Source organism: Streptomyces sp. NPDC005574 (genome assembly GCF_040605435.1).
Classification (GTDB): domain Bacteria; phylum Actinomycetota; class Actinomycetes; order Streptomycetales; family Streptomycetaceae; genus Streptomyces.
The window spans coordinates 84,434-104,063 of the sequence record NZ_JBEXCW010000019.1; the positions used below are offsets into that span (position 1 = coordinate 84,434).

At 71.7% G+C, this 19,630-nt stretch carries 13 protein-coding genes; all 13 read right to left on the minus strand.

From position 1 onward, the window contains the following. Window positions 1-63 precede the first annotated feature (63 nt). The 13 genes from ABZT03_RS15700 to ABZT03_RS15760 all read right to left on the minus strand — a co-directional run bounded on the left by ABZT03_RS15700 (window position 64) and on the right by ABZT03_RS15760 (window position 19,498). Complete coding sequence (locus ABZT03_RS15700; RefSeq protein WP_356039041.1) at window positions 64-4,206, minus strand: Rne/Rng family ribonuclease; 4,143 nt, start codon at window positions 4,204-4,206, stop codon at window positions 64-66. 263 nt (window positions 4,207-4,469) lie between these two features. Continuing rightward, window positions 4,470-5,237 (minus strand): TIGR03936 family radical SAM-associated protein, encoded by a 768-nt coding sequence (locus ABZT03_RS15705; RefSeq protein WP_356039044.1) that lies wholly within the window; start codon window positions 5,235-5,237, stop codon window positions 4,470-4,472. 48 nt (window positions 5,238-5,285) lie between these two features. After that, window positions 5,286-6,323 carry a hypothetical protein gene (locus ABZT03_RS15710; protein ID WP_356039047.1) on the minus strand — a complete coding sequence of 346 codons (1,038 nt, stop codon included), beginning with the start codon at window positions 6,321-6,323 and terminating at the stop codon, window positions 5,286-5,288. 384 nt (window positions 6,324-6,707) lie between these two features. Beyond that, window positions 6,708-8,675: a TIGR03960 family B12-binding radical SAM protein gene (locus ABZT03_RS15715; RefSeq protein WP_356039050.1), complete on the minus strand. Its 1,968-nt coding sequence runs from the start codon at window positions 8,673-8,675 to the stop codon at window positions 6,708-6,710. An 80-nt stretch (window positions 8,676-8,755) separates the two neighbouring features. Next, window positions 8,756-10,267, minus strand: coding sequence for a CYTH and CHAD domain-containing protein (locus tag ABZT03_RS15720; RefSeq protein WP_356039053.1), 1,512 nt, complete (start codon window positions 10,265-10,267; stop codon window positions 8,756-8,758). Between the two features lie 95 nt (window positions 10,268-10,362). Beyond that, window positions 10,363-11,562 carry a rod shape-determining protein RodA gene (gene rodA / locus ABZT03_RS15725; RefSeq protein ID WP_356039056.1) on the minus strand — a complete coding sequence of 400 codons (1,200 nt, stop codon included), beginning with the start codon at window positions 11,560-11,562 and terminating at the stop codon, window positions 10,363-10,365. Then, a complete protein-coding gene (gene mrdA / locus ABZT03_RS15730; RefSeq protein WP_356039059.1) occupies window positions 11,559-13,808 on the minus strand; it encodes a penicillin-binding protein 2 in 2,250 nt (749 codons plus the stop codon). The genes rodA and mrdA overlap by 4 nt, the downstream gene beginning before the upstream one ends. A 226-nt stretch (window positions 13,809-14,034) precedes the next feature. Next, window positions 14,035-14,706, minus strand: a complete 672-nt coding sequence (gene mreD, locus ABZT03_RS15735; protein WP_356039062.1) for a rod shape-determining protein MreD — start codon at window positions 14,704-14,706, stop codon at window positions 14,035-14,037. 12 nt (window positions 14,707-14,718) lie between these two features. Then, entirely contained in the window at window positions 14,719-15,663 is a 945-nt protein-coding gene (gene mreC / locus ABZT03_RS15740; RefSeq protein ID WP_356039066.1) for a rod shape-determining protein MreC, read from the minus strand. A gap of 151 nt (window positions 15,664-15,814) precedes the next feature. Further along, the gene (locus ABZT03_RS15745; RefSeq protein ID WP_356039069.1) at window positions 15,815-16,834 is read right to left on the minus strand and encodes a rod shape-determining protein; all 1,020 of its coding nucleotides are present in this window, start codon (window positions 16,832-16,834) and stop codon (window positions 15,815-15,817) included. 300 nt (window positions 16,835-17,134) lie between these two features. Next, entirely contained in the window at window positions 17,135-17,548 is a 414-nt protein-coding gene (ndk, locus tag ABZT03_RS15750) for a nucleoside-diphosphate kinase (RefSeq protein WP_356039072.1), read from the minus strand. 66 nt (window positions 17,549-17,614) lie between these two features. Further along, window positions 17,615-17,971, minus strand: coding sequence for a DUF4233 domain-containing protein (locus ABZT03_RS15755; RefSeq protein ID WP_356039075.1), 357 nt, complete (start codon window positions 17,969-17,971; stop codon window positions 17,615-17,617). A 6-nt stretch (window positions 17,972-17,977) separates the two neighbouring features. After that, on the minus strand, window positions 17,978-19,498 hold the full coding sequence (locus ABZT03_RS15760) for a folylpolyglutamate synthase/dihydrofolate synthase family protein (RefSeq protein WP_356039077.1): 1,521 nt from the start codon (window positions 19,496-19,498) through the stop codon (window positions 17,978-17,980). Window positions 19,499-19,630: the final 132 nt, after the last annotated feature.

Here is a 19,630-nt window from a genome sequence, read left to right on the forward strand (position 1 = left end):
ACCGGCAGGTTGCCGGTGTCCCGCGCCTGTTCAGCCCGCTCCGCCCCGAGGGGCGAAGGCGGGTCAGTCCTCCGTCGTGGCCGACACGGACGGCGCGGTCTGCTCCGCCGCCGCGGTCTTCTTCGACGCCGACTTGGCGGCCGTCTTGGCGGTGGTGGTCTTCGCCGCCTTCTTGGCCGTCGTCTTCTTCGCGACCGTCTTCTTGGCCGCGGTCTTCTTGGTGGCGGCCTTCTTCGCCGTCGCCTTCTTGGCCGTCTTGCGGGCGGCCGTCTTCTTGGCCGGAGCCGCGTCCTCGGCCGCCTCCTCGACGGCGGGGACCTCCTCCGCGGACGGCGCCTCCACGGCCGGCGCCTCCGCCACCGACGGGACGACCACGACGGCCGCCTCCTCGGACGCGGTGGGCGCGGTGGCCTTGCGGACGGCACGGCGGCGCGGGCGGGCCGGGGCGGCGCTGTCGGCGGGCGCACCGGACTGCTCGGGCTGCGGCACCGCGACCGGCTCGGGCTGCGGCTCGGCCACCGGCACGGTCTCGGCGACGGTCACCACGGCGGCCTCGCTCCCGGCCGGCGAACCGGCGGGCGCGGACACCTTGCGGGTGGCGCGGCGACGCGTACGTCCCTTCGGAGCCGCGTCCTCGACGGCCGGAGCCTCGACGTGCGCGACCTCGGCGGCCTGCGCCTCGACGACCGGGTCCTCCGCGGCGGCCGGCGCGGCCTGCGCCCCGGCAGCCGCCTCGGGCAGCACCGGACGCTCGGCCCCCTGCTCGGCCGTGACGTCCTGAGCCGTCGGGGCCGCCGGTGCCGTCGGATCCTGGTCTCGGCGTGGAGCCTCGTACCGGCTGTCCTCGCGCCTGGGCGCACCGGCCGGAGCCGACGCCCGGCGGCTGGTCCGGCGCCGCGAACGACCCCGGCCGGCCGCGGCCTCCGCCTCGGCGGCGCTGCTGTACAGCTCCTCGTCCGGGAAGAACTCGGGCGCGGGCAGCGCCCGGGGCTCGGCGGCCTCGGCGGCCACCTCGGCCTCGTCCTCGGTCTCCTCGGGGCCCTCCAGCGTGTCGACGCCGGCCACGGCCTCGTGCTCGTGCAGGTGCCCGTCACCGCCACGCCCGCGCTTCTTGCGCTTGCCGCCGCCTCCGACGGAGGACGGCTGCTCCATGTGCACGATGACACCGCGCCCGTTGCAGTGCACGCAGGTCTCGGAGAAGGACTCCAGCAGGCCCTGGCCGACCCGCTTGCGGGTCATCTGCACGAGCCCCAGCGACGTCACCTCGGCGACCTGGTGCTTCGTACGGTCGCGGCCCAGGCACTCCAGCAGGCGCCGCAGCACCAGGTCGCGGTTGGACTCCAGGACCATGTCGATGAAGTCGATCACGATGATGCCGCCGAGGTCGCGCAGCCGCAGCTGACGCACGATCTCCTCGGCCGCCTCCAGGTTGTTCCTGGTGACCGTCTCCTCCAGGTTGCCGCCCTGGCCGGTGAACTTGCCGGTGTTGACGTCGACGACGACCATCGCCTCGGTCCGGTCGATCACCAGCGAACCGCCGCTCGGCAGGTAGACCTTGCGGTCCAGCGCCTTGGCGAGCTGCTCGTCGATCCGGTACGTGGCGAAGACGTCGACCTCGGACGTCCACCGGGACAGCCGGTCGGCCAGGTCGGGCGCGACGTGCGAGACGTATCCGTGGATGGTCTGCCACGCCTCGTCGCCGCTGACGACGACCTTCGTGAAGTCCTCGTTGAAGATGTCGCGGACGACCCGGACGGTCATGTCCGGCTCGCCGTAGAGCAGCGTCGGCGCGTTGGAGCTGCCGCTGCTCTTCGCCTTCTTCTGGATCTCGTCCCACTGCGACTGCAGCCGCTCGACGTCACGGCGCAGCTCGTCCTCGCTCGCGCCCTCGGCGGCGGTACGCACGATCACGCCCGCGTCCTCGGGGACGATCTTCTTGAGGATGGTCTTCAGCCGGGCCCGCTCGGTGTCGGGCAGCTTGCGGCTGATGCCGGTCATGGAGCCCTCGGGCACGTACACGAGGTAGCGGCCCGGCAGGGAGACCTGGCTGGTCAGACGGGCACCCTTGTGGCCGATCGGGTCCTTCGTCACCTGGACGAGCACCGACTGGCCGGACTTCAGGGCGGCCTCGATGCGGCGCGGCCCGTTGGCCATGCCGAGCGCCTCGAAGTTGACCTCACCGGCGTACAGGACGGCGTTGCGGCCCTTGCCGATGTCGATGAAGGCGGCCTCCATGGACGGCAGCACGTTCTGGACCTTGCCCAGGTAGACGTTGCCGACGTACGAGGTGGCCTGCTCCTTGTTGACGTAGTGCTCCACGAGGATGTTGTCCTCGAGGACACCGATCTGCGTGCGCTCGCCGCTCTGGCGGACGACCATCACGCGCTCGACGGCCTCGCGCCGGGCCAGGAACTCGGCCTCGGTGATGATCGGGACGCGCCGGCGCCCCTGCTCGCGGCCCTCACGGCGGCGCTGCTTCTTGGCCTCCAGGCGCGTCGAGCCCTTGATGGACTGGACCTCGTCGGAGAACTCGGCGGGCTTGCGGGGCTCGCGGACCTTGACGACGGTGCGCTCGGGGTCGTCGGACGACGTCGGCTCGCTGTCGCCGTCGGAGCCCGAGTCACCGGAACGACGGCGACGGCGACGGCGACGACGGCTGCTGCTGGAGCCGCCCTGCTCGTCACGGCTCTCGTCCGTGTCCTCGTCGTCCTCGTCGGCCTGGCCGACCTGGCCGGTGACGGCGTCCTCGGAGTCGTCGGTGCCCTCGGCTTCCGTGTCGTCGACGTCGTCGGCGTCCTCGGCGTGCTCGTCACCGGCGGTCTCGGCCAGATCGCCACGGCGACGGCGACGGCCGCCCCGACGGCGACGGCGGCGCGAGCCGGTGTCCTCGGCCTCGTCGCCCTCGACGTCGGCGGAGTCCTCGTCCGGCTCCTCGGCGTCCTCGGGCTCCTGCTCGGCGACGACCTCGGCGGCCGGTGCCTCGGTCTCCTCGGGGGCGCCCGCACCGCGGCGGCGACGGCGACGACGGCCGCCGGTCTCCTCCTCGACGGCCTCGGGCACCCGGGCGGCCACGGGGGCCGCGGGGGTCTCGTCCGGCTCGACCTCGGCCGCCTCGGCGGCGGCGGCGGCCGCGGCGCGCTCCGCGGTCTGGAAGACGGGTGCCTGGAAGACGGCGACGGCGGGCCGCCCCGGACGGCGCGGAGCATCGGCGGCGGCCGACCCGTCGGCGGGCTTCGGCGCGGAGAAGCCACCGGCGGCCTGCCGGACGGCCCGGCGGCGCGCACGGCGCGGAGCGTTCTCCTCGACGGCCTCGGCCTCCGGCTCGGGCTCGGGCTCGGCGGGGATCTCGGCGGCCTGCGGGGCGGTGGCGGCCGCGGCGGGCGCGGTCTCCTCGCTCGCCGCGGTCTCCGTCTCGGCGGGCGTGGTCACCCGGCGGGTGGCGCGTCGACGCGTCCGGCGCGGCGCTGCGTCCTCGGTGTTCTCGGTGTTCTCGGTGTCCGCGACGGGCTCGGCGGCAACCGCCGCGGGCTCGCTTGCGGGCTCCGCCGGAGCGGCGGACTGCTCGGCGGCGGACTGCTCGGCAGGCGCGGTCGTACGGCGGGTGGCCCGCCGGCGGCTGCGGCCGGCCGGCGCGTCGGCCGGTGCCTCGGCACTCTCGACGGCGGTGGTGGTGTCGGCGGGCGTCGTGTCCGCGGCGCTCTCGGCGGCCCCGGGCGCGGTGCTCTCCGCAACCTCGGCGGCGGCGGGCGCCGCCACGCGCCGGGTGGCACGGCGACGCGGGCGGCCGGCGGGCGCGGCCTCCTCGGCGGCGGGCGTCTCGGCGACGACCTCGGCCGGAGCCGGGGTCGCGGCCACCACGGTCTCCGCTGCCTCGGCGGAAGCGGGCGAGGCGGTCGGCGCGGACGCCCGGCGGGTGGCACGACGGCGCGGCCGGGCGGCCGGTGCCGTCTCCTCGACGGGCGCCTCGGGGGCGACCTCGGCCTCTTCGGCCTCGGTGGGCTCCACGCTCGCAGCGCTCTCGTCGGTCACGAGATCGTCGGACTCCGCGGCCGGTATGGCCGGAGCGGTGGTCTCCGCCGGGGTTCCGGCGGTCCCGGCGGGCGGTCCCGCCGGCCGGGAAGCGGCCCTGCGCCGACGACGCGGCGGCAGGGTGTCGCTGGGAGTGTTCTGTTCGGAACCCTCGGTGGGTTCGGTCGGTTCGAGCATGCGGGCGTTTCTCCCGTCAGGCTCCCGGGCGCCGCGCCTGGTCCGGCGGTGAGGCCGGTGACGTCCGCGGCTCGCGCGATGCGCGGTGCCGCCGTCCGGGGCGCGGGCGCCGCACGGGAGCTCTCTAGTGTCCTGTCTCGCCGGTTCCGTACGCCGAATGCGAACGGCCTGGCGAAAGTCTTGTGGTCGGTGCGCTGCCCGACCCAGGTGGCTCCCGAGTCCCAGGGCGGCGCTACGACATCCGTCCCTACGCGGAACCTTCCTTACGCCGGCGCTTTCGCGGCGGCAGTCACAACGACCGTGGATTGCTCGGTCGGCGCTGCCTCGCGGTCGGGCGCGAGCGGGTCGGTCACCGCTCCGGTCTCTTCATCGAACAGCCCCTGCGCCAGCCTGGTCACCCCTGCGGGGACCGGCGGCGCGAGGTCGGCCACGGCGCGAAGACCGGACAGGACGTCGTCGGGTCGAACGGCAGGCGTCACGTGCCGAACAACCAGCCGCAGTATCGCACAGGGCTGGTCCGTCGGCCTATCAGCCTGTGCGTCACGCGTTTCCAGGTGCGCGACGGCGGGGCGGGCGTCGAAGGTGCGCATGCCGTTCTTGGCCATGCGCTGGACCTCGACGGTCCCGGCCGCGTTGAACGCGGCGACCGCGCGCTCCGCGTCGGCCGTGTCCACTCCGACCAGCCGCAACTCCCAGACGGAAGCCGTGAGCCGGTCGGCGAGACCCGGGGTGCGGGCCTCGACCGCCTCGATGACGTCGAGCCCGGCGGGCAGCGACTCGTCGAGGAGGACCCGGAGCTGTTCCGGGTCGCGCGCGGCGGTCAGCGCGATCTCCAGGTACTCCGCCTCACTGCCCGTGCCGGTGGGTGCGGCATTGGCGTACGACACCTTCGGATGCGGCGTGAACCCCGCCGAGTACGCCATCGGCACCTCGGCACGGCGCAGCGCACGCTCGAAGGCGCGCTGGAAGTCACGGTGGCTGGTGAACCGGAGGCGGCCGCGCTTGGTGTAGCGCAAGCGGATGCGCTGCACCGCGGGTGCGGGCGGCGGGCCTTCGGGCTGTCGCTTGCCCAGTGTCGTTCAGTCCTTCGTGAGAGCGGTCGTACTTCTTTCTAGAGTACGTGTCCGGGCCGCCGTAGGTTCCCGCCGGTCCACCGCCTCGGGCGTCCGCGGTGCGCCGAGGAGCAGCCGCCGGATGTCGGCCCGGGCCTGCCGGACGGACTCGCGGGCGGCGCCCAGCGCGTGCCCGGTGGCCCGGCCCGCCGCCCGCGCGGCCCGGGCGGCGGGCCGCAGCACCAGGTCACGGACGACATGCCCGACGGGTGTGAGGACCGTCCGGTACACCCACCGCACCGGCTCGACGAAGATCCACCGGAAGAGGGTCGCGAGGCAGCGCCCGACGACGAGCGAGAGGTGCCCGGCGACGCGCCACGCGTGCCCGAGCGCGGCGCCGACCTCGCGCCCGACGACGAGCAGGACGCGCCCGACCGGCGCGAGGACCCAGCGCCACAGGGCGATCACCGGCAGCACCAGCGCGATCCGGGCCAGCCAGTACAGGACGAACCCGGTCCCGGTGGCGAGCCCGCGCACCGTCCACGCGACCGCCCGTCCCACCGGCGCGAGCACCCACGCGTACAGCCATACGGCGGGCACGGCGAGGAGATACCGCGCGAGCCAGGCCAGTACGGCGTGCGCCCCGGCCCCGAGGCCGGTCAGCGCCCACAGCAGGGCCTGTCCGACGGGCGTCAGCACCCGCGCGTACAGCAAGGCGAGGCCGTGTCCGAGCGGGGTCAGCACGTTGCGGTACGCCCAGACCAGGGGCAGGGCGAGCAGCACGCGACCGAGCAGGACCAGCCCCTTGCCCAGGGGCACGACCACGTACCGCCACAGCCCGACCAGGGGCCACACGAACACCGCCCGCAAGACCCACACCAGGGCGCGTCCCAGTGGCCGCAGCACCACGTCGTTCAGCACCCGCCCCGCGACGACGAGCAGATCCCACACCATGCGCACCGGCACGACCAGCACGAACACGACGATCCGCACCGGTATACGGATCGCGACGGCGAGACACCCCTCAGGATGACGCCCCACCGGCGCCGGCTTCTCAGAGTCCATACAGAACCAGACGCCCGAACCACCCCGGCGGATGCGCGCCACGAGCCCCCGACCTGATCAGCCGGGGGCTCGTCACGTCAGTGGAGCGCCGGGGCGTTCTGTTCCCCGTGGTTCCCCGCACGATCTGGCACACGAGCACGCCGATCACCGGGCTACCTATCGACTGGTGAGCGACGGTCGATCCAGTGATGCCGGCGGCGGATCGCAAGACGCATGTCCTAAGGTTTTGACCATCAATTCGCGAATATTGGCGAACAAGGACAGATCACCGTGGGCGTTGCAGACAGCTCGACCCGTGGTGGACGGTCTTGAAGATCCGCGCTCAGGAACGGACATTCCCGCTCACGCTTACGCAGGCCGGCATCAGCGATCCGAGCCAGCGCCTCACTCACGTGAGTGTGCGTGCCCGCTGCCCGCCGGCTGCTTGACCGTCAGCGGCAGGAGGGTCTTGCCGGTGGGGCCGATCTGGATGCTGGTGTCCATCGCGGGGCACACCCCGCAGTCGAAGCACGGGGTCCAGCGGCAGTCCTCGACCTCGGTCTCGTCGAGGGAGTCCTGCCAGTCCTCCCAGAGCCAGTCCTTGTCGAGGCCGGAGTCGAGGTGGTCCCAGGGGAGGACCTCCTCGTAGGTGCGCTCCCGCGTGGTGTACCAGTCGACGTCGACGCCGAACGGGGCCAGCGCCTTGTCGGCCGAGCGCATCCAGCGGTCGTAGGAGAAGTGCTCGCGCCAGCCGTCGAAGCGGCCGCCGTCCTCGTAGACGGCGCGGATGACCGCGCCGATGCGGCGGTCGCCGCGGGAGAGGAGGCCCTCGACGATGCCGGGCTTGCCGTCGTGGTAGCGGAAGCCGATGGAGCGGCCGTACTTCTTGTCGCCGCGGATCTTGTCGCGGAGCTTGGTGAGACGGGCGTCCGTCTCCTCGGCGCTCAGCTGCGGCGCCCACTGGAACGGGGTGTGCGGCTTGGGGACGAAGCCGCCGATCGACACCGTGCAGCGGATGTCGTTCTGGCCGGAGACCTTGCGGCCCTCGGCGATCACGTTCATCGCCATGTCGGCGATCTGCAGGACGTCCTCGTCGGTCTCGGTCGGCAGGCCGCACATGAAGTACAGCTTGACCTGGCGCCAGCCGTTGCCGTAGGCGGTGGAGACGGTCCGGATCAGGTCCTCCTCCGAGACCATCTTGTTGATGACCTTGCGCATGCGCTCGCTGCCGCCCTCGGGGGCGAAGGTCAGGCCCGAGCGGCGGCCGTTGCGGGTGAGTTCGTTGGCCAGGTCGACGTTGAAGGCGTCCACGCGCGTGGAGGGGAGGGACAGGCCGATCTTGTCCTCCTCGTAGCGGTCCGCGAGTCCCTTGGCGACCTCGCCGATCTCGCTGTGGTCCGCGGACGACAGCGACAGCAGGCCGACCTCCTCGAAGCCGGTCGCCTTCAGGCCCTTCTCGACCATCTCGCCGATGCCCGTGATGGACCGCTCGCGCACCGGGCGGGTGATCATGCCGGCCTGGCAGAAGCGGCAGCCGCGGGTGCAGCCGCGGAAGATCTCGACCGACATGCGCTCGTGCACGGTCTCCGCGAGCGGGACGAGGGGCTGCTTGGGGTAGGGCCACTCGTCGAGGTCCATGACCGTGTGCTTCGACACACGCCACGGGACGCCCGACTTGTTGGGGACCACGCGGGCGATACGGCCGTCCGCGAGGTACTCGACGTCGTAGAACGCGGGGACGTACACCGAACCGGTCCTCGCGAGGCGGAAGAGGACCTCCTCGCGGCCGCCGGGGCGGCCCTCCGCCTTCCAGGCCCGGATGATCGCCGTCATGTCGAGGACGGCCTGCTCGCCGTCACCGATGATCGCCGCGTCGATGAAGTCCGCGATCGGCTCGGGGTTGAAGGCCGCGTGGCCGCCGGCCAGCACGATCGGGTCGTCGAGCGTGCGGTTCGCCGACTCCAGCGGGATGCCCGCCAGGTCCAGCGCGGTCAGCATGTTGGTGTAGCCCAGCTCGGTCGAGAAGGACAGGCCGAACACGTCGAACGCCTTCACCGGGCGGTGGCTGTCGACGGTGAACTGCGGGACGCCGTGCTCCCGCATCAGCGCCTCCAGGTCCGGCCACACGCTGTAGGTGCGCTCGGCGAGGACGCCCTGCTGTTCGTTCAGCACCTCGTAGAGGATCATGACGCCCTGGTTGGGCAGTCCGACCTCGTACGCGTCGGGGTACATGAGCGCCCAGCGGACGTCGGAGGACTCCCACGGCTTGACCGTGGAGTTGAGCTCCCCACCGACGTACTGAATCGGCTTCTGCACATGCGGGAGCAGAGCTTCGAGCTGCGGGAAAACCGACGCAGCGACTTCGGCAGGCATCTCGCGAACCTTCGTGAGCTGGACTGAACGGACAGGGGTGACCATCCAGCCTAACGCGAACGCGGCGCCACCCCGGACCGTCAGACGGCCGTCCCGCCCGTGATCGCCCGCCACGCCCCGGGCAGCGCGGCCTCCACGGCGGCCGCGCGCTGCTCCTCGCGGCCGTACAGCAGCCCGTAGGTGAAGGAGCTCTCGCCCGCCGCGTGCGCGACCGCGGAGATCTCGCGCAGGGTCCGGCGCACCATGACGCTGTCCTGGTGGTCGCCGAGCAGGCCCTGGAGCGACTTCATGTCCTTGGCCAGGGCGGACGCGGTGGCGCCGAGGGCGGGTGCGGCGGCCTCCGCCGCGTACCGGGTGCGCTTGGCCTGCTTGCGGGCCTCGTGCACGGCGACGTCACGGTCTGGCCCCGGCGGCAGCGCGACGGCCTCGGTGACGAGCCCGGAGAGCTTCCCGAAGTCCTTCCGTACGGCCTTGGCGATCACCTTGGCGGGTTTGCCGGCGGCGGCCGGCAGCAGCGGCGGGCCGGCGATCAGGCCGTCCAGCGCGTCGAGCAGGGCCAGGTACCGCGCGGAGTCCAGGACGCCGATCAGCCGTTGGCGCGAACCACCGCGCCGGGCGTTCGCCCAGGTCAGCAGGCGGGCGGTGACGGGGCCCGAGACCAGCGGGTCGGGCACCGCGGCGAGGGCCGCCGTCAGCCGCGCGGTCAGCACCTCCCGGTCCCGGTCCACGCCGAGTTCGCCGGCCAGCCACTTCAGCTCGACGCCGAGCGGAGCGGTGACCGCGCGGTCGAGGACCTTGCCGTAGGAGCGCAGCGCGCTGCGCGTGCGCCGGGTGGCGACCCGCATCCGGTGCACGGAGTCCTCCTCGTCGCGCCGGACGGCCGGGTCGAGTTCGACGACGGCGTCACGCTGCGCGCGGAGGTAGGCGAGGACGTGGTCGCCGGCCGTCACGGGCTCAGCCGCCGCCCGCTTCCGGCGGCGCTTCCCGCCGCCGCGCGGGGCGGTCTCGGTGAGTGCCCGCGCCAGCTTGGACGCGGACTTGGACGGCTGTACGCCCGCCCTGCGCAGCCGCTTCTCCACCTTGTCGAGGAAGGCCGGGTCGCCGTCGTCGGCGAGTTCCACCTCGATCTCGGTCCACTGGGCGCTGCCGCCGCCCCCGGTGAGCCGTTCGGCGTGCACGGCGTCGACGCTCACCTCGGCGAGCAGCCGGCCGGCCACGTCCACGAGGTCGCGTACGTCCCGCTCGGAGCGCAGCCGGACCACGGGTACCAGTTCGGCCCCGCGCACCCGGGAGCGGACGAGCGCGGCGAGTTCGGCGGGGACGGTGTCGGAGAGCGGCGCCCGGTACTCGTCGCGCACGCCCGGTGCGACGGGGAGTTTCAGGTGCCAGCCCGCGTCGGACCCGCCGGTGCGGCGGCGCAGCGTGATCGAGGCGGCGGCCAGGCGCTCGTCGGCGGTGTCGTGGTAGGTGGCGTCCAGACGCGCGACCCCCTTGTCGACGACGGACGCGACCCCGGCGACGCCGGTCAGGTCGGGCAGTCCGCTGTCGTCGGACTCGTACTTGCGCTCGATCTCACGCTTGGTGTCCACCATGACCTGAATCTAGTGGGCGGGGGGCGGATAGGGCAGAGGGCCGCCTTCGCACGGGTGAGCCGGGCTGCCCGTGACGGCCCCGGCTCACCCGCCCACTACGCCGACATCGGCCGCTGCACCTTGATCGACTGGAGCAGCCCCACCCCGACCCACACGGCGAACATCGACGATCCTCCGTAGGACACGAACGGCAGCGGCAGACCGGTCACCGGCATGATGCCGAGCGTCATGCCGACGTTCTCGAAGCTCTGGAAGGCGAGCCACGCGACGATCCCGGCCGCGACGATCGTGCCGTAGAGCTCGGTCGAGTCGCGGGCGATACGGCAGGCGCGCCACAGGACGACGCCCAGCAGCAGGATGATGAGGCCCGCGCCGGCGAAGCCCAGTTCCTCCCCCGCCACCGTGAAGACGAAGTCGGTCTGCTGCTCCGGCACGAACTGGCCGGTGGTCTGCGAGCCGTGGAAGAGGCCCGCGCCGGTCAGGCCGCCCGAACCGATCGCGATCCGGGCCTGGTTGGTGTTGTAGCCGACGCCGGCCGGGTCGAGGCTGGGGTTGGCGAAGGCGGCGAAGCGGGCGATCTGGTACTCGTCCAGGATGTGCAGCTGCCAGACCGCGATCGCGCCGGTCGCGCCCGCCGCGATGAGGCCGAACACCCAGCGGTTTGAGGCGCCGGAGGCCAGTAGCACCCCCAGCACGATGATGACCATCACCATGACCGATCCGAGGTCGGGCATGAGCATCACGACCATCATCGGTACGGCGGCCAGGCCGAGGGCCTGCAGCACCGTGCGGTGGTCGGGGTACGGCTTGTCGCCCGCGTCGACCCGGGCCGCCAGCAGCATCGCCATGCCCAGGATGATCGTGATCTTCACGAACTCCGAGGGCTGGAGGGAGAAGCCGCCGCCGAACACGATCCACGAGTGCGCGCCGTTGACCGTCGAGCCCAGGGGGGTGAGCACCATCAGGAGCAGGAACAGCGAGGCGCCGTACAGGAGGGGCACGGCCGTGCGCAGGGTGCGGTGGCCGAGCCAGACCGTGCCGAGCATCAGGGCGAACCCGATGCCGGTGTTCATGAGGTGCCGGATCAGGAAGTAGTACTGGTCGCCCTGGTTGATCTCGGTCCGGTTGCGGGTCGCCGAGAAGACGAGCACCGAGCCGATCAGCGACAGGGACAGACCCGCCAGCAGTATCGGCCAGTCGAGCCGGCGTGCGAGGGAGTCACGGGCGAACACCCGCGTCCAGCCCGCGCGCTGGGGCCCGTACCCGGAGACGGAGAAACCGTTCGCACCCGTCATGTGAGCATCCTCCGGCTTCCCCTCGCGCGCCGTCGCCGGCGCGTGTCACGGTTGGTGGCGGTGGCCGTCGGCGTGGTGGCCCCGGGCTGCTGCTCGTCCGGCTGGGCCTGGCCCTCCTGGCTGGCCCGCTGGTCCTTGGCCGGGTCCTTGGCGACCTTGGGGGACTTGATCGTGCCGTCCGTGCGGACCTTCGGCAGGCCCTTCTGCGGGGTGGGCAGCAGGGCGTTCTTCTTGTCGATGGTGCCGTCGGCGGCGACGCCGTACAGGGCGTTGTAGATGTGCCGCACGGCCTCACCGGAGGCACCGGAACCGGTACCGGCCTGGGCGATCGTCATGATGACCGTGTAGTCCTTGCTGTACGTGGCGAGCCAGGACGTCGTCTGCTTGCCGTAGACCTCGGCGGTACCGGTCTTGGCGTGCAGCGGGATCTTGTCCTGCGGCCAGCCGCCGAACTTCCAGGCGGCGGTACCGCGGGTGACCACGCCCTCCAGGGCGGCGTCCATGCCCTTGACGGTCGCCTGGTCCACCGGCAGCTTCCGCTGGACCTTGGGCTTGATCTCCCGCACCGACTTGCCGTCGGCGCTGATGACGGCCTTGCCGATGGTCGGGGTGTACATGGTGCCGCCGTTGGCGAGCGCCCCGTAGATCACGGCTTCCTGCATCGGCGTGACGAGGGTGTCGCCCTGGCCGATGGAGTAGTTGATCGAGTCGCCCTCGCGCATCTTGTTGCCTTCGAGGCAGTTCTCGTACGCGATCTTCTCGACGTAACTGCCGTCCTTCTTGCCGGTCTTGCACCAGCCGTCCTTGTTGGCCTTCCAGTAGCTCTCCTTCCACTGGCGGTCGGGGACGCGGCCGGTGACCTCGTTGGGCAGGTCGACGCCGGTCTCCCGGCCGAGGCCGAACTGGTGGGCGGCCTTGTAGAAGTAGTCCTTCGGCTCACCCTTCTTCGGGTTGATGCCGCCGTCCTTCTTCCACTCCCGGTCGGCCAGGCCGTAGAAGACGGTGTCGCAGGAGACCTCAAGGGCGCGGCCGAGGGAGATGGGACCGAAGCTCTCGCCCTCGAAGTTCTTGAAGACCTGGCCGCCCACCGAGTAGGAGCTGGTGCAGGGGTAGCCGCCGTCCCACTCGTAGCCGGCCTCGACCGCGGCGGCCGTGGAGACCACCTTGAAGGTCGAACCGGGCGCGGACTGACCCTGTATGGCCCGGTTGAGCAGCGGGTAGTCGGAGTTCTTCCCGGTCAGCTGCCGGTAGTCCTTGGCGGAGATGCCGCCGACCCAGACGTTCGGGTCGTACGTCGGGGCGGACGCCATGGCGACGACACGGCCGGTCTTGGCCTCCATCACGACGACGGCGCCGGAGTCGGCCTTGTAGTTCTCGCCGGTGATCTTGTCGAACTGCTGGCGGGCGATCTTCATCGCGTCGTTCAGCTCGTACTCGGCGACCCGCTGCACGCGGGAGTCGATGCTGGTGACGAGGGCGGAGCCGGGCTCGGCGGCGTCGGACTCGGCCTGGCCGATGACCCGGCCGAGGTTGTCGACCTCGTAGCGGGTGACGCCCGCCTTGCCGCGCAGCACCTTGTCGTACTGGCGCTCCAGGCCCGACCGGCCGACCTGGTCGGAGCGCAGGTAGGGCGAGTCGGTGTCCTGGGCCTTGGTGATCTCGTCGTCGGTGACGGGCGAGAGGTATCCGAGGACCTGGGAGGTGTTGGCGCCGCCGGGGCCCGGGTAGCGGCGCACGGCCTCCGGCTCGGCGGTGATGCCGGGGAAGTCCTCGGAGCGCTCGCGGATCTGCAGCGCCTGCTTGGGGGTGGCCTCGTCGGTGATCGGGATCGGCTGGTACGGCGATCCGTTCCAGCAGGGCTGCGGCGTCTTCGCGTCGCACAGCCGCACCTTCTGCATCACGTCCGCGGGGGCCAGCCCGAGCACGCCGGCCAGCTTGGTGAGGACCGCCTTGCCGTCGTCCGGCATCTTCAGCAGGTCGGTGCGGGAGGCGGAGACGACGAGACGGGTCTCGTTGTCGGCGATCGGCACGCCCCGGGCGTCGAGGATCGAGCCGCGCACGGCGGGCTCGACGACCTGCTGGACGTGGTTGCCCGACGCCTCCTTGGCGTATGCGGCGCCCTCCCGGATCTGGAGGTACCACAGGCGGCCGCCGAGGGTGCCCAGCAGGGAGAGGACGAGGATCTGGATGACGACGAGCCTGATCTGGACGCGCGGGGTCCGACCGGTCTCCGGGATGTTGGTCATGGGCGGAGCCCATCGCGCGACAGGGTGGTGGTGGGCGACGGGTGGGCGTTGGTCACTGCGGCCGCCTTCCCCTCTCAGAGCGTGTGCGGGCAGAGCGCGTGCGGGCGGTGCTGGTGCGAGCCGTGCGAATGCGGGGTGTGCGCATGCGCGGTGTGATGCGTGCACGAGTGGTACGAGTCATATACGACGGACCTGTGAGCCGAGAGGCCGGCCGACTGCGCGTGTGTCACAGCCGCTTGACCCCCTTGATGCGTCCGGCGCGGGCGGTGCGGGCGCGGGCCGCCTTGACCCTCAGTCCGTTGCGCTGGCCGCCGATCCGCAGGCCCGTTCCGGCGGACAGCCAGCCGGAGGAGATGTCGGTGGCGCCGGCCGAGGAACCGGCCTCGGCCAGCGGGTCGTTGTCGGCGCGCCGGGCCAGCGCCATGATGCCGGGGACCACGAACGGCGCCAGCAGCAGGTCGTACAGGGCGGCGGAGAACAGCAGGCCGGGCAGGCCCACATGGCGGGCGGCGGTGTCACCGACGAGGGCGCCCACGCCGGCGTACAGCAGGGTGGAGCCGACGGCCGCGGCGACCACGACGAGCATGGGCCCGGTGGCCGACTTGAGGCGGCCGTTCTCCGGTTTCACGAGCCCGGCGAGGTAGCCGATCACGCACAGCACCAGCGCGTAGCGGCCGGCGGCGTGGTCGGCGGGCGGGGCGAGGTCGGCGAGCAGGCCGGCGCCGAACCCGACGAGGGCGCCGCCGACATGGCCGTACACCATGGCGAGGCCGAGGACGGTGAGCAGCAGCAGGTCCGGGACGGCACCGGGCAGGTGGAGGCGGGCCAGGACGCTCACCTGGACCACCAGGGCGACGACGACGAGGGCGGCGGACAGCAGGATCCGGTTGACGCGCATGGGCTACAGCTCCTACTGATCTTGCTGGGTCTGGCCGTCGACCGGCTGTCCGGACGGGGTGACGGTCACCGTCACGGTCGGCGTGGGGGTCGGCCTGGGTTTCTTCGGGAGCACCGTGTCGCGCGGGTCCTTCTTCGGGGCCTCGACGACGACGCCGACGATGTCGAGCTTGGTGAAGCCGACGTACGGCGTGACGTAGAGGGTGCGGGTGAGGCCGCCGCCGGAGGGGTCCACGCGGGAGACGTAGCCGACCGGGACGCCGGGCACGAACGGCTTGTCGGCCTGCGAGCCGAAGGTGACCAGACGGTCGCCCTTCTTCACCTCGGCCTTGCCGTTGAGGAGTTCGACGCGCAGCGGGCGGTCGCCCTGTCCGGAGGCGAAGCCGAGTTCGTCGCTGGACTCCATGCGGGTGCCGACGGTGAAGTCGGGGTCGTTGGCGAGGAGCACGGTGGCCGTGTTCGGGCCGACCGTCGTCACCCGCCCGACCAGTCCGTCCCCGTTCAGGACGGTCATGTCGCGCTTGAGTCCGTCGTTGGCGCCGGCGTCGATGGTGATGGTCCAGGAGAAGCCCTGGGCCGCTCCTATCGCGATGACCTCGGCGCCCTTGATGCCGTACTGGCCCTGGCCGGCGATCTTCAGCATCCGGTCGAGCTGGGAGAGGCGGCTGCGGTTGCGGTCGTCGCTGCCGAGCTTCGCCTTGAGAGCCGCGTTGTCCTTCTCCAGCGCGGCGAGCCGGTCGTGCCGGTCGCCGGAGTCACGGATCGCGGAGACGGCGTTGCCGACCGGGGCGACCGCGCCCGACACGCCGTTCTCGATCGGGCCGAAGACGGTGGCCGCGGCCTGGCGGGCACCGTCGACCGGTGAGTCCTCCCCACCGCGGATGTCGACCGTGATCAGCGCGAATGCGACGGCGATCAGCAGCACCAGGAGCAGCCGGCTCTCTCGTGTGTCCCTCACGTGCGGCGGCCGTGCCCTTCCTCGTCGTGATACGGGAATTCGTGTGTGGCGCCACGGGAGACCCGGACGCTATAGGGGAGCTTATGCATCTATGTCAACGATCCGCCGTACGAGAGGAGATCATCCCGTACGGCGGAATCGAAGCGTTACGTCATCTGCGCGGCTGGGCGTCCAGCACCTGCTGGAGCGCCTCGAACTCCTCGACACACTTGCCGGATCCGAGCGCCACGCTGTCCAGCGGGTCCTCGGCGATGTGGATCGGCATGCCGGTCTCGCGGCGCAGCCGTTCGTCGAGCCCGCGCAGCAGCGCTCCGCCTCCGGTCAGCACGATGCCCCGGTCCATAATGTCGCCGGACAGCTCCGGCGGGCACTTGTCCAGTGTCGTCTTGACGGCGTCGACGATGGCGTTGACGGGCTCCTCGATCGCCTTGCGCACTTCGGCGGCCGAGATGACGACGGTCTTGGGCAGCCCGGAGACGAGGTCCCGGCCACGGATTTCGGTGTGCTCGTCGGCGTCGAGTTCGTACGCCGAACCGATCGTGATCTTGATCTGTTCGGCAGTCCGCTCACCCAGGAGGAGGGAGTACTCCTTCTTGATGTGCTGGATGATCGAGCTGTCCAGTTCGTCGCCCGCGACGCGGATGGACTGGGCGGTGACGATACCGCCGAGCGAGATGACCGCGACCTCCGTGGTGCCGCCGCCGATGTCCACCACCATGTTGCCGGTCGCCTCGTGGACGGGCAGACCGGAGCCGATGGCCGCGGCCATGGGCTCCTCGATGATGTGCACCTGCCGGGCGCCGGCCTGGGACGTCGCCTCGATGACGGCACGGCGCTCGACCCCCGTGATGCCCGAGGGCACACAGACGACGACCCGCGGACGAGCCAGGTACCTCCGCTTGTGGATCTTCAGGATGAAGTAGCGGAGCATCCGCTCGGTGATCTCGAAGTCGGCGATCACGCCGTCCTTCAGCGGGCGCACGGCAACGATGTTGCCGGGGGTCCGCCCGATCATCTTCTTCGCTTCGGCGCCGACCGCGAGGATGCCACCGGTGTTGGTGTTGATCGCGACGACGGACGGCTCGTTGAGTACGATCCCGCGACCCCTGACGTACACCAGCGTGTTGGCGGTCCCGAGGTCGACAGCCATGTCACGGCCGATGAACGACATTGAGTTCCCCATCAGGATTCGACTGGCCTTCCCATGAGCTTTTGAGGGCGTTTCAGGTCGGCGAGGTGGGTGCTGTGACGTGCAGGCTTCCATCGTAGACGCGCCTGCCCGAACACTGCGCGAGGGTCTTCGCCATTGTCAGCAGATCATGTGCCGCCCCGCTTGTGGAGACGGCCCATCGGGGGCATGCGTTCCCCCGATCGCCACGCATATGCCGCGGGACGGCCGGAAGCGCGCGGCCGTCCCAGGTCAGGCAGGTGAGGGACCTGACGGCCCCTCGAAAGAACGCGTCCGTCCGGCTCAGCCGCGGCCGGGGAAGAAGATCTTCACCTCGCGCTCGGCCGACTCCTCGGAGTCGGAGGCGTGGATCAGGTTCTCCCGGACGATCACACCGTAGTCGCCGCGGATGGAGCCGGGGGCGGCGGCGATCGGGTCGGTGGGACCGGCGAGCGCGCGCACGCCCTCGATGACCCGCTCGCCCTCGACGATCAGCGCCACGACCGGACCCGAGGCCATGAACTCCACCAGCGGCTCGTAGAACGGCTTGCCCCGGTGCTCGCCGTAGTGCTGCTCCAGCGTGTCCTGGTCCAGCGTGCGCAGCTCCAGCGCGGTGATCGCCCAGCCGGCCTTGCGCTCGATCCGGCTGATGATCTCGCCGGTCAGGCCACGACGGACGGCGTCGGGCTTGAGCAGGACGAGGGTGCGCTGGCTCACGGCGAGCTCCTTCGGGTCAGTGATGGTGCGGGGAAAACGAGGCTACAGGGCGTGTCCGGTCACCCGTTACGCAGCGTCAGGTGTAGAGGCGGCGGCCTGGGCCGCGAACCTCGCCTTCGCCTCGTCGATCTTCCGTCCGTAGTGGACGGACGCCCACCACAGGGCCGCGAAGGCCGCACCCAGGACGAACATGGTCGGGACGACGAGACCGGAGGCGATCAGGGCGATCTGCAGGGCCCAGCCCAGGGCGACGCCGCCGGGCCGGGTGACGAAGCCGCACAGCGCCAGGCACAGGAACATGGCGATGCCGCTGACCGTCCACACCGTCGTCATGGACAGGTCGGGGTCCTTCATCGCGACCAGGCCGGCGAAGCCGATGATGAAGACCTCACCGATCAGGGTCGAGGCACAGAGCGTGCGCACGGTGGCTCAGCCCCTTCCCAGAAGCAGTCGTGCCTCACCGACGGTGATGACGGAACCGGTGACGAGCACCCCGCCGCCGGCGAACTCGCCGTCCTCCTCGGCCAGCGTGATCGCGGCCTCCAGGGCGTCGGGCAGGCGCGGTTCGACCTGCACACGGTCCTCACCGAACACCTCGACGGCGATCGCCGCCAGCTCGTCGGCGTCCATCGCGCGGTGACTGGAGTTCTGTGTGACGACGACCTCCGCGAAGATCGGCTCGAACGCCTCCAGGACTCCCCTGACGTTCTTGTCGCCGCTGGCGCCGACCACACCGACCAGCCGGCTGAAGTCGAACGCCTCTCCGACGGCCTCGGCGGTGGCGCGGGCACCCGCCGGGTTGTGCGCCGCGTCCAGGACGACGCTCGGCGAGCGCCGTACGACCTCCAGCCGGCCCGGCGAGGTGACGGCCGCGAACGCCTTGCGGACCGTGTCGATGTCGAGCGGCTCGGGCCGCTGGACGCCGACGCCGAAGAACGCCTCGACGGCGGCCAGCGCGACGGCCGCGTTGTGCGCCTGGTAGGGGCCGTGCAGCGGCAGGTACACCTCGGGGTATTCGCCGCCGAGCCCGCGCAGGGTCAGCAGCTGCCCGCCCACGGCGACCTGACGCGCCACGACCCCGAACTCCAGGCCCTCCCGGGCCACGGTCGCGTCGACCTCCGCCGCCTTCTTCAGCAGCACCTGCGCCGCGTCCACCGGCTGCTGGGCCAGGACGACGGTCGCGTCCCGCTTGACGATCCCGGCCTTCTCCACCGCGATCTCGCCGGGCGTCCCACCGAGCCGGTCGGTGTGGTCGAGGTCGATGGGGGTGACGACGGCGACGTCCCCGTCGATGACGTTGGTGGCGTCCCAGCTGCCGCCCATGCCGACCTCGACGACGGCGACGTCCACGGGCGCGTCGGCGAAGGCCGCGTACGCCATTGCCGTCAGCACCTCGAAGAAGGACAGCCTGAACTCCTGCGAGGCGTCCACCATGTCGACGTACGGCTTGATGTCCTGGTAGGTCTCGATGAACCGCTCGGCGGAGATGGGCTCCCCGTCCAGGCTGATCCGCTCGGTCACGGACTGCACGTGCGGCGAGGTGTAGCGCCCGGTGCGCAGGTCGAAGGCGCCGAGCAGGGTCTCGATCATGCGGGCCGTGGACGTCTTGCCGTTCGTCCCCGTGATGTGGATGGAGGGGTACGACCGCTGCGGGTCGCCCAGCATGTCCACCAGGGCGGCGATCCGGGCGACGGACGGCTCCAGCTTGGTCTCGCCCCACCGGGTCGCCAGCTCCGCCTCGACCTCGCGCAGGGCCTTGTCGACCTCGGGGTCCGCCGGGCGCGTGGGCACGTCGGCGCGGGACAGGCCGCCCTGGGTGCGCAGGGTGCGGCTGCCGGCCTCGATGACCGCGAGATCGGGGTCACGGCCGGTCTCCTCGGCGATGATCTCGTCGAAGGAATCCAGCGGATCGGGCAGGTCGTGGTCACCGTTCGGGGGGAGCTCGCTCACGAGCCCAGTCTACGGAGCCTCGCCCCGCCCCGGGGACCAGCCCCCGGACCCCCGCTCCTCAAACGCCGGAGGGGCTGATCCTTCAGCCCGTCCGGCGTTTGAGGACGAGGCCCGTTCAGGGCCGAAGCGGGG

Coding starts and splice junctions, on each gene's coding strand:
- ABZT03_RS15745 (WP_356039069.1), bottom strand. CDS start 16,834: ATGTCGTTCATCGGCCGTGACATGGCTGTCGACCTCGGGACCGCCAAC.
- mreD (WP_356039062.1), bottom strand. CDS start 14,706: ATGCGCGTCAACCGGATCCTGCTGTCCGCCGCCCTCGTCGTCGTCGCC.
- ABZT03_RS15700 (WP_356039041.1), bottom strand. CDS start 4,206: ATGCTCGAACCGACCGAACCCACCGAGGGTTCCGAACAGAACACTCCC.
- ABZT03_RS15720 (WP_356039053.1), bottom strand. CDS start 10,267: ATGGTGGACACCAAGCGTGAGATCGAGCGCAAGTACGAGTCCGACGAC.
- rodA (WP_356039056.1), bottom strand. CDS start 11,562: ATGACGGGTGCGAACGGTTTCTCCGTCTCCGGGTACGGGCCCCAGCGC.
- ABZT03_RS15715 (WP_356039050.1), bottom strand. CDS start 8,675: ATGCCTGCCGAAGTCGCTGCGTCGGTTTTCCCGCAGCTCGAAGCTCTG.
- ABZT03_RS15710 (WP_356039047.1), bottom strand. CDS start 6,323: ATGGACTCTGAGAAGCCGGCGCCGGTGGGGCGTCATCCTGAGGGGTGT.
- mrdA (WP_356039059.1), bottom strand. CDS start 13,808: ATGACCAACATCCCGGAGACCGGTCGGACCCCGCGCGTCCAGATCAGG.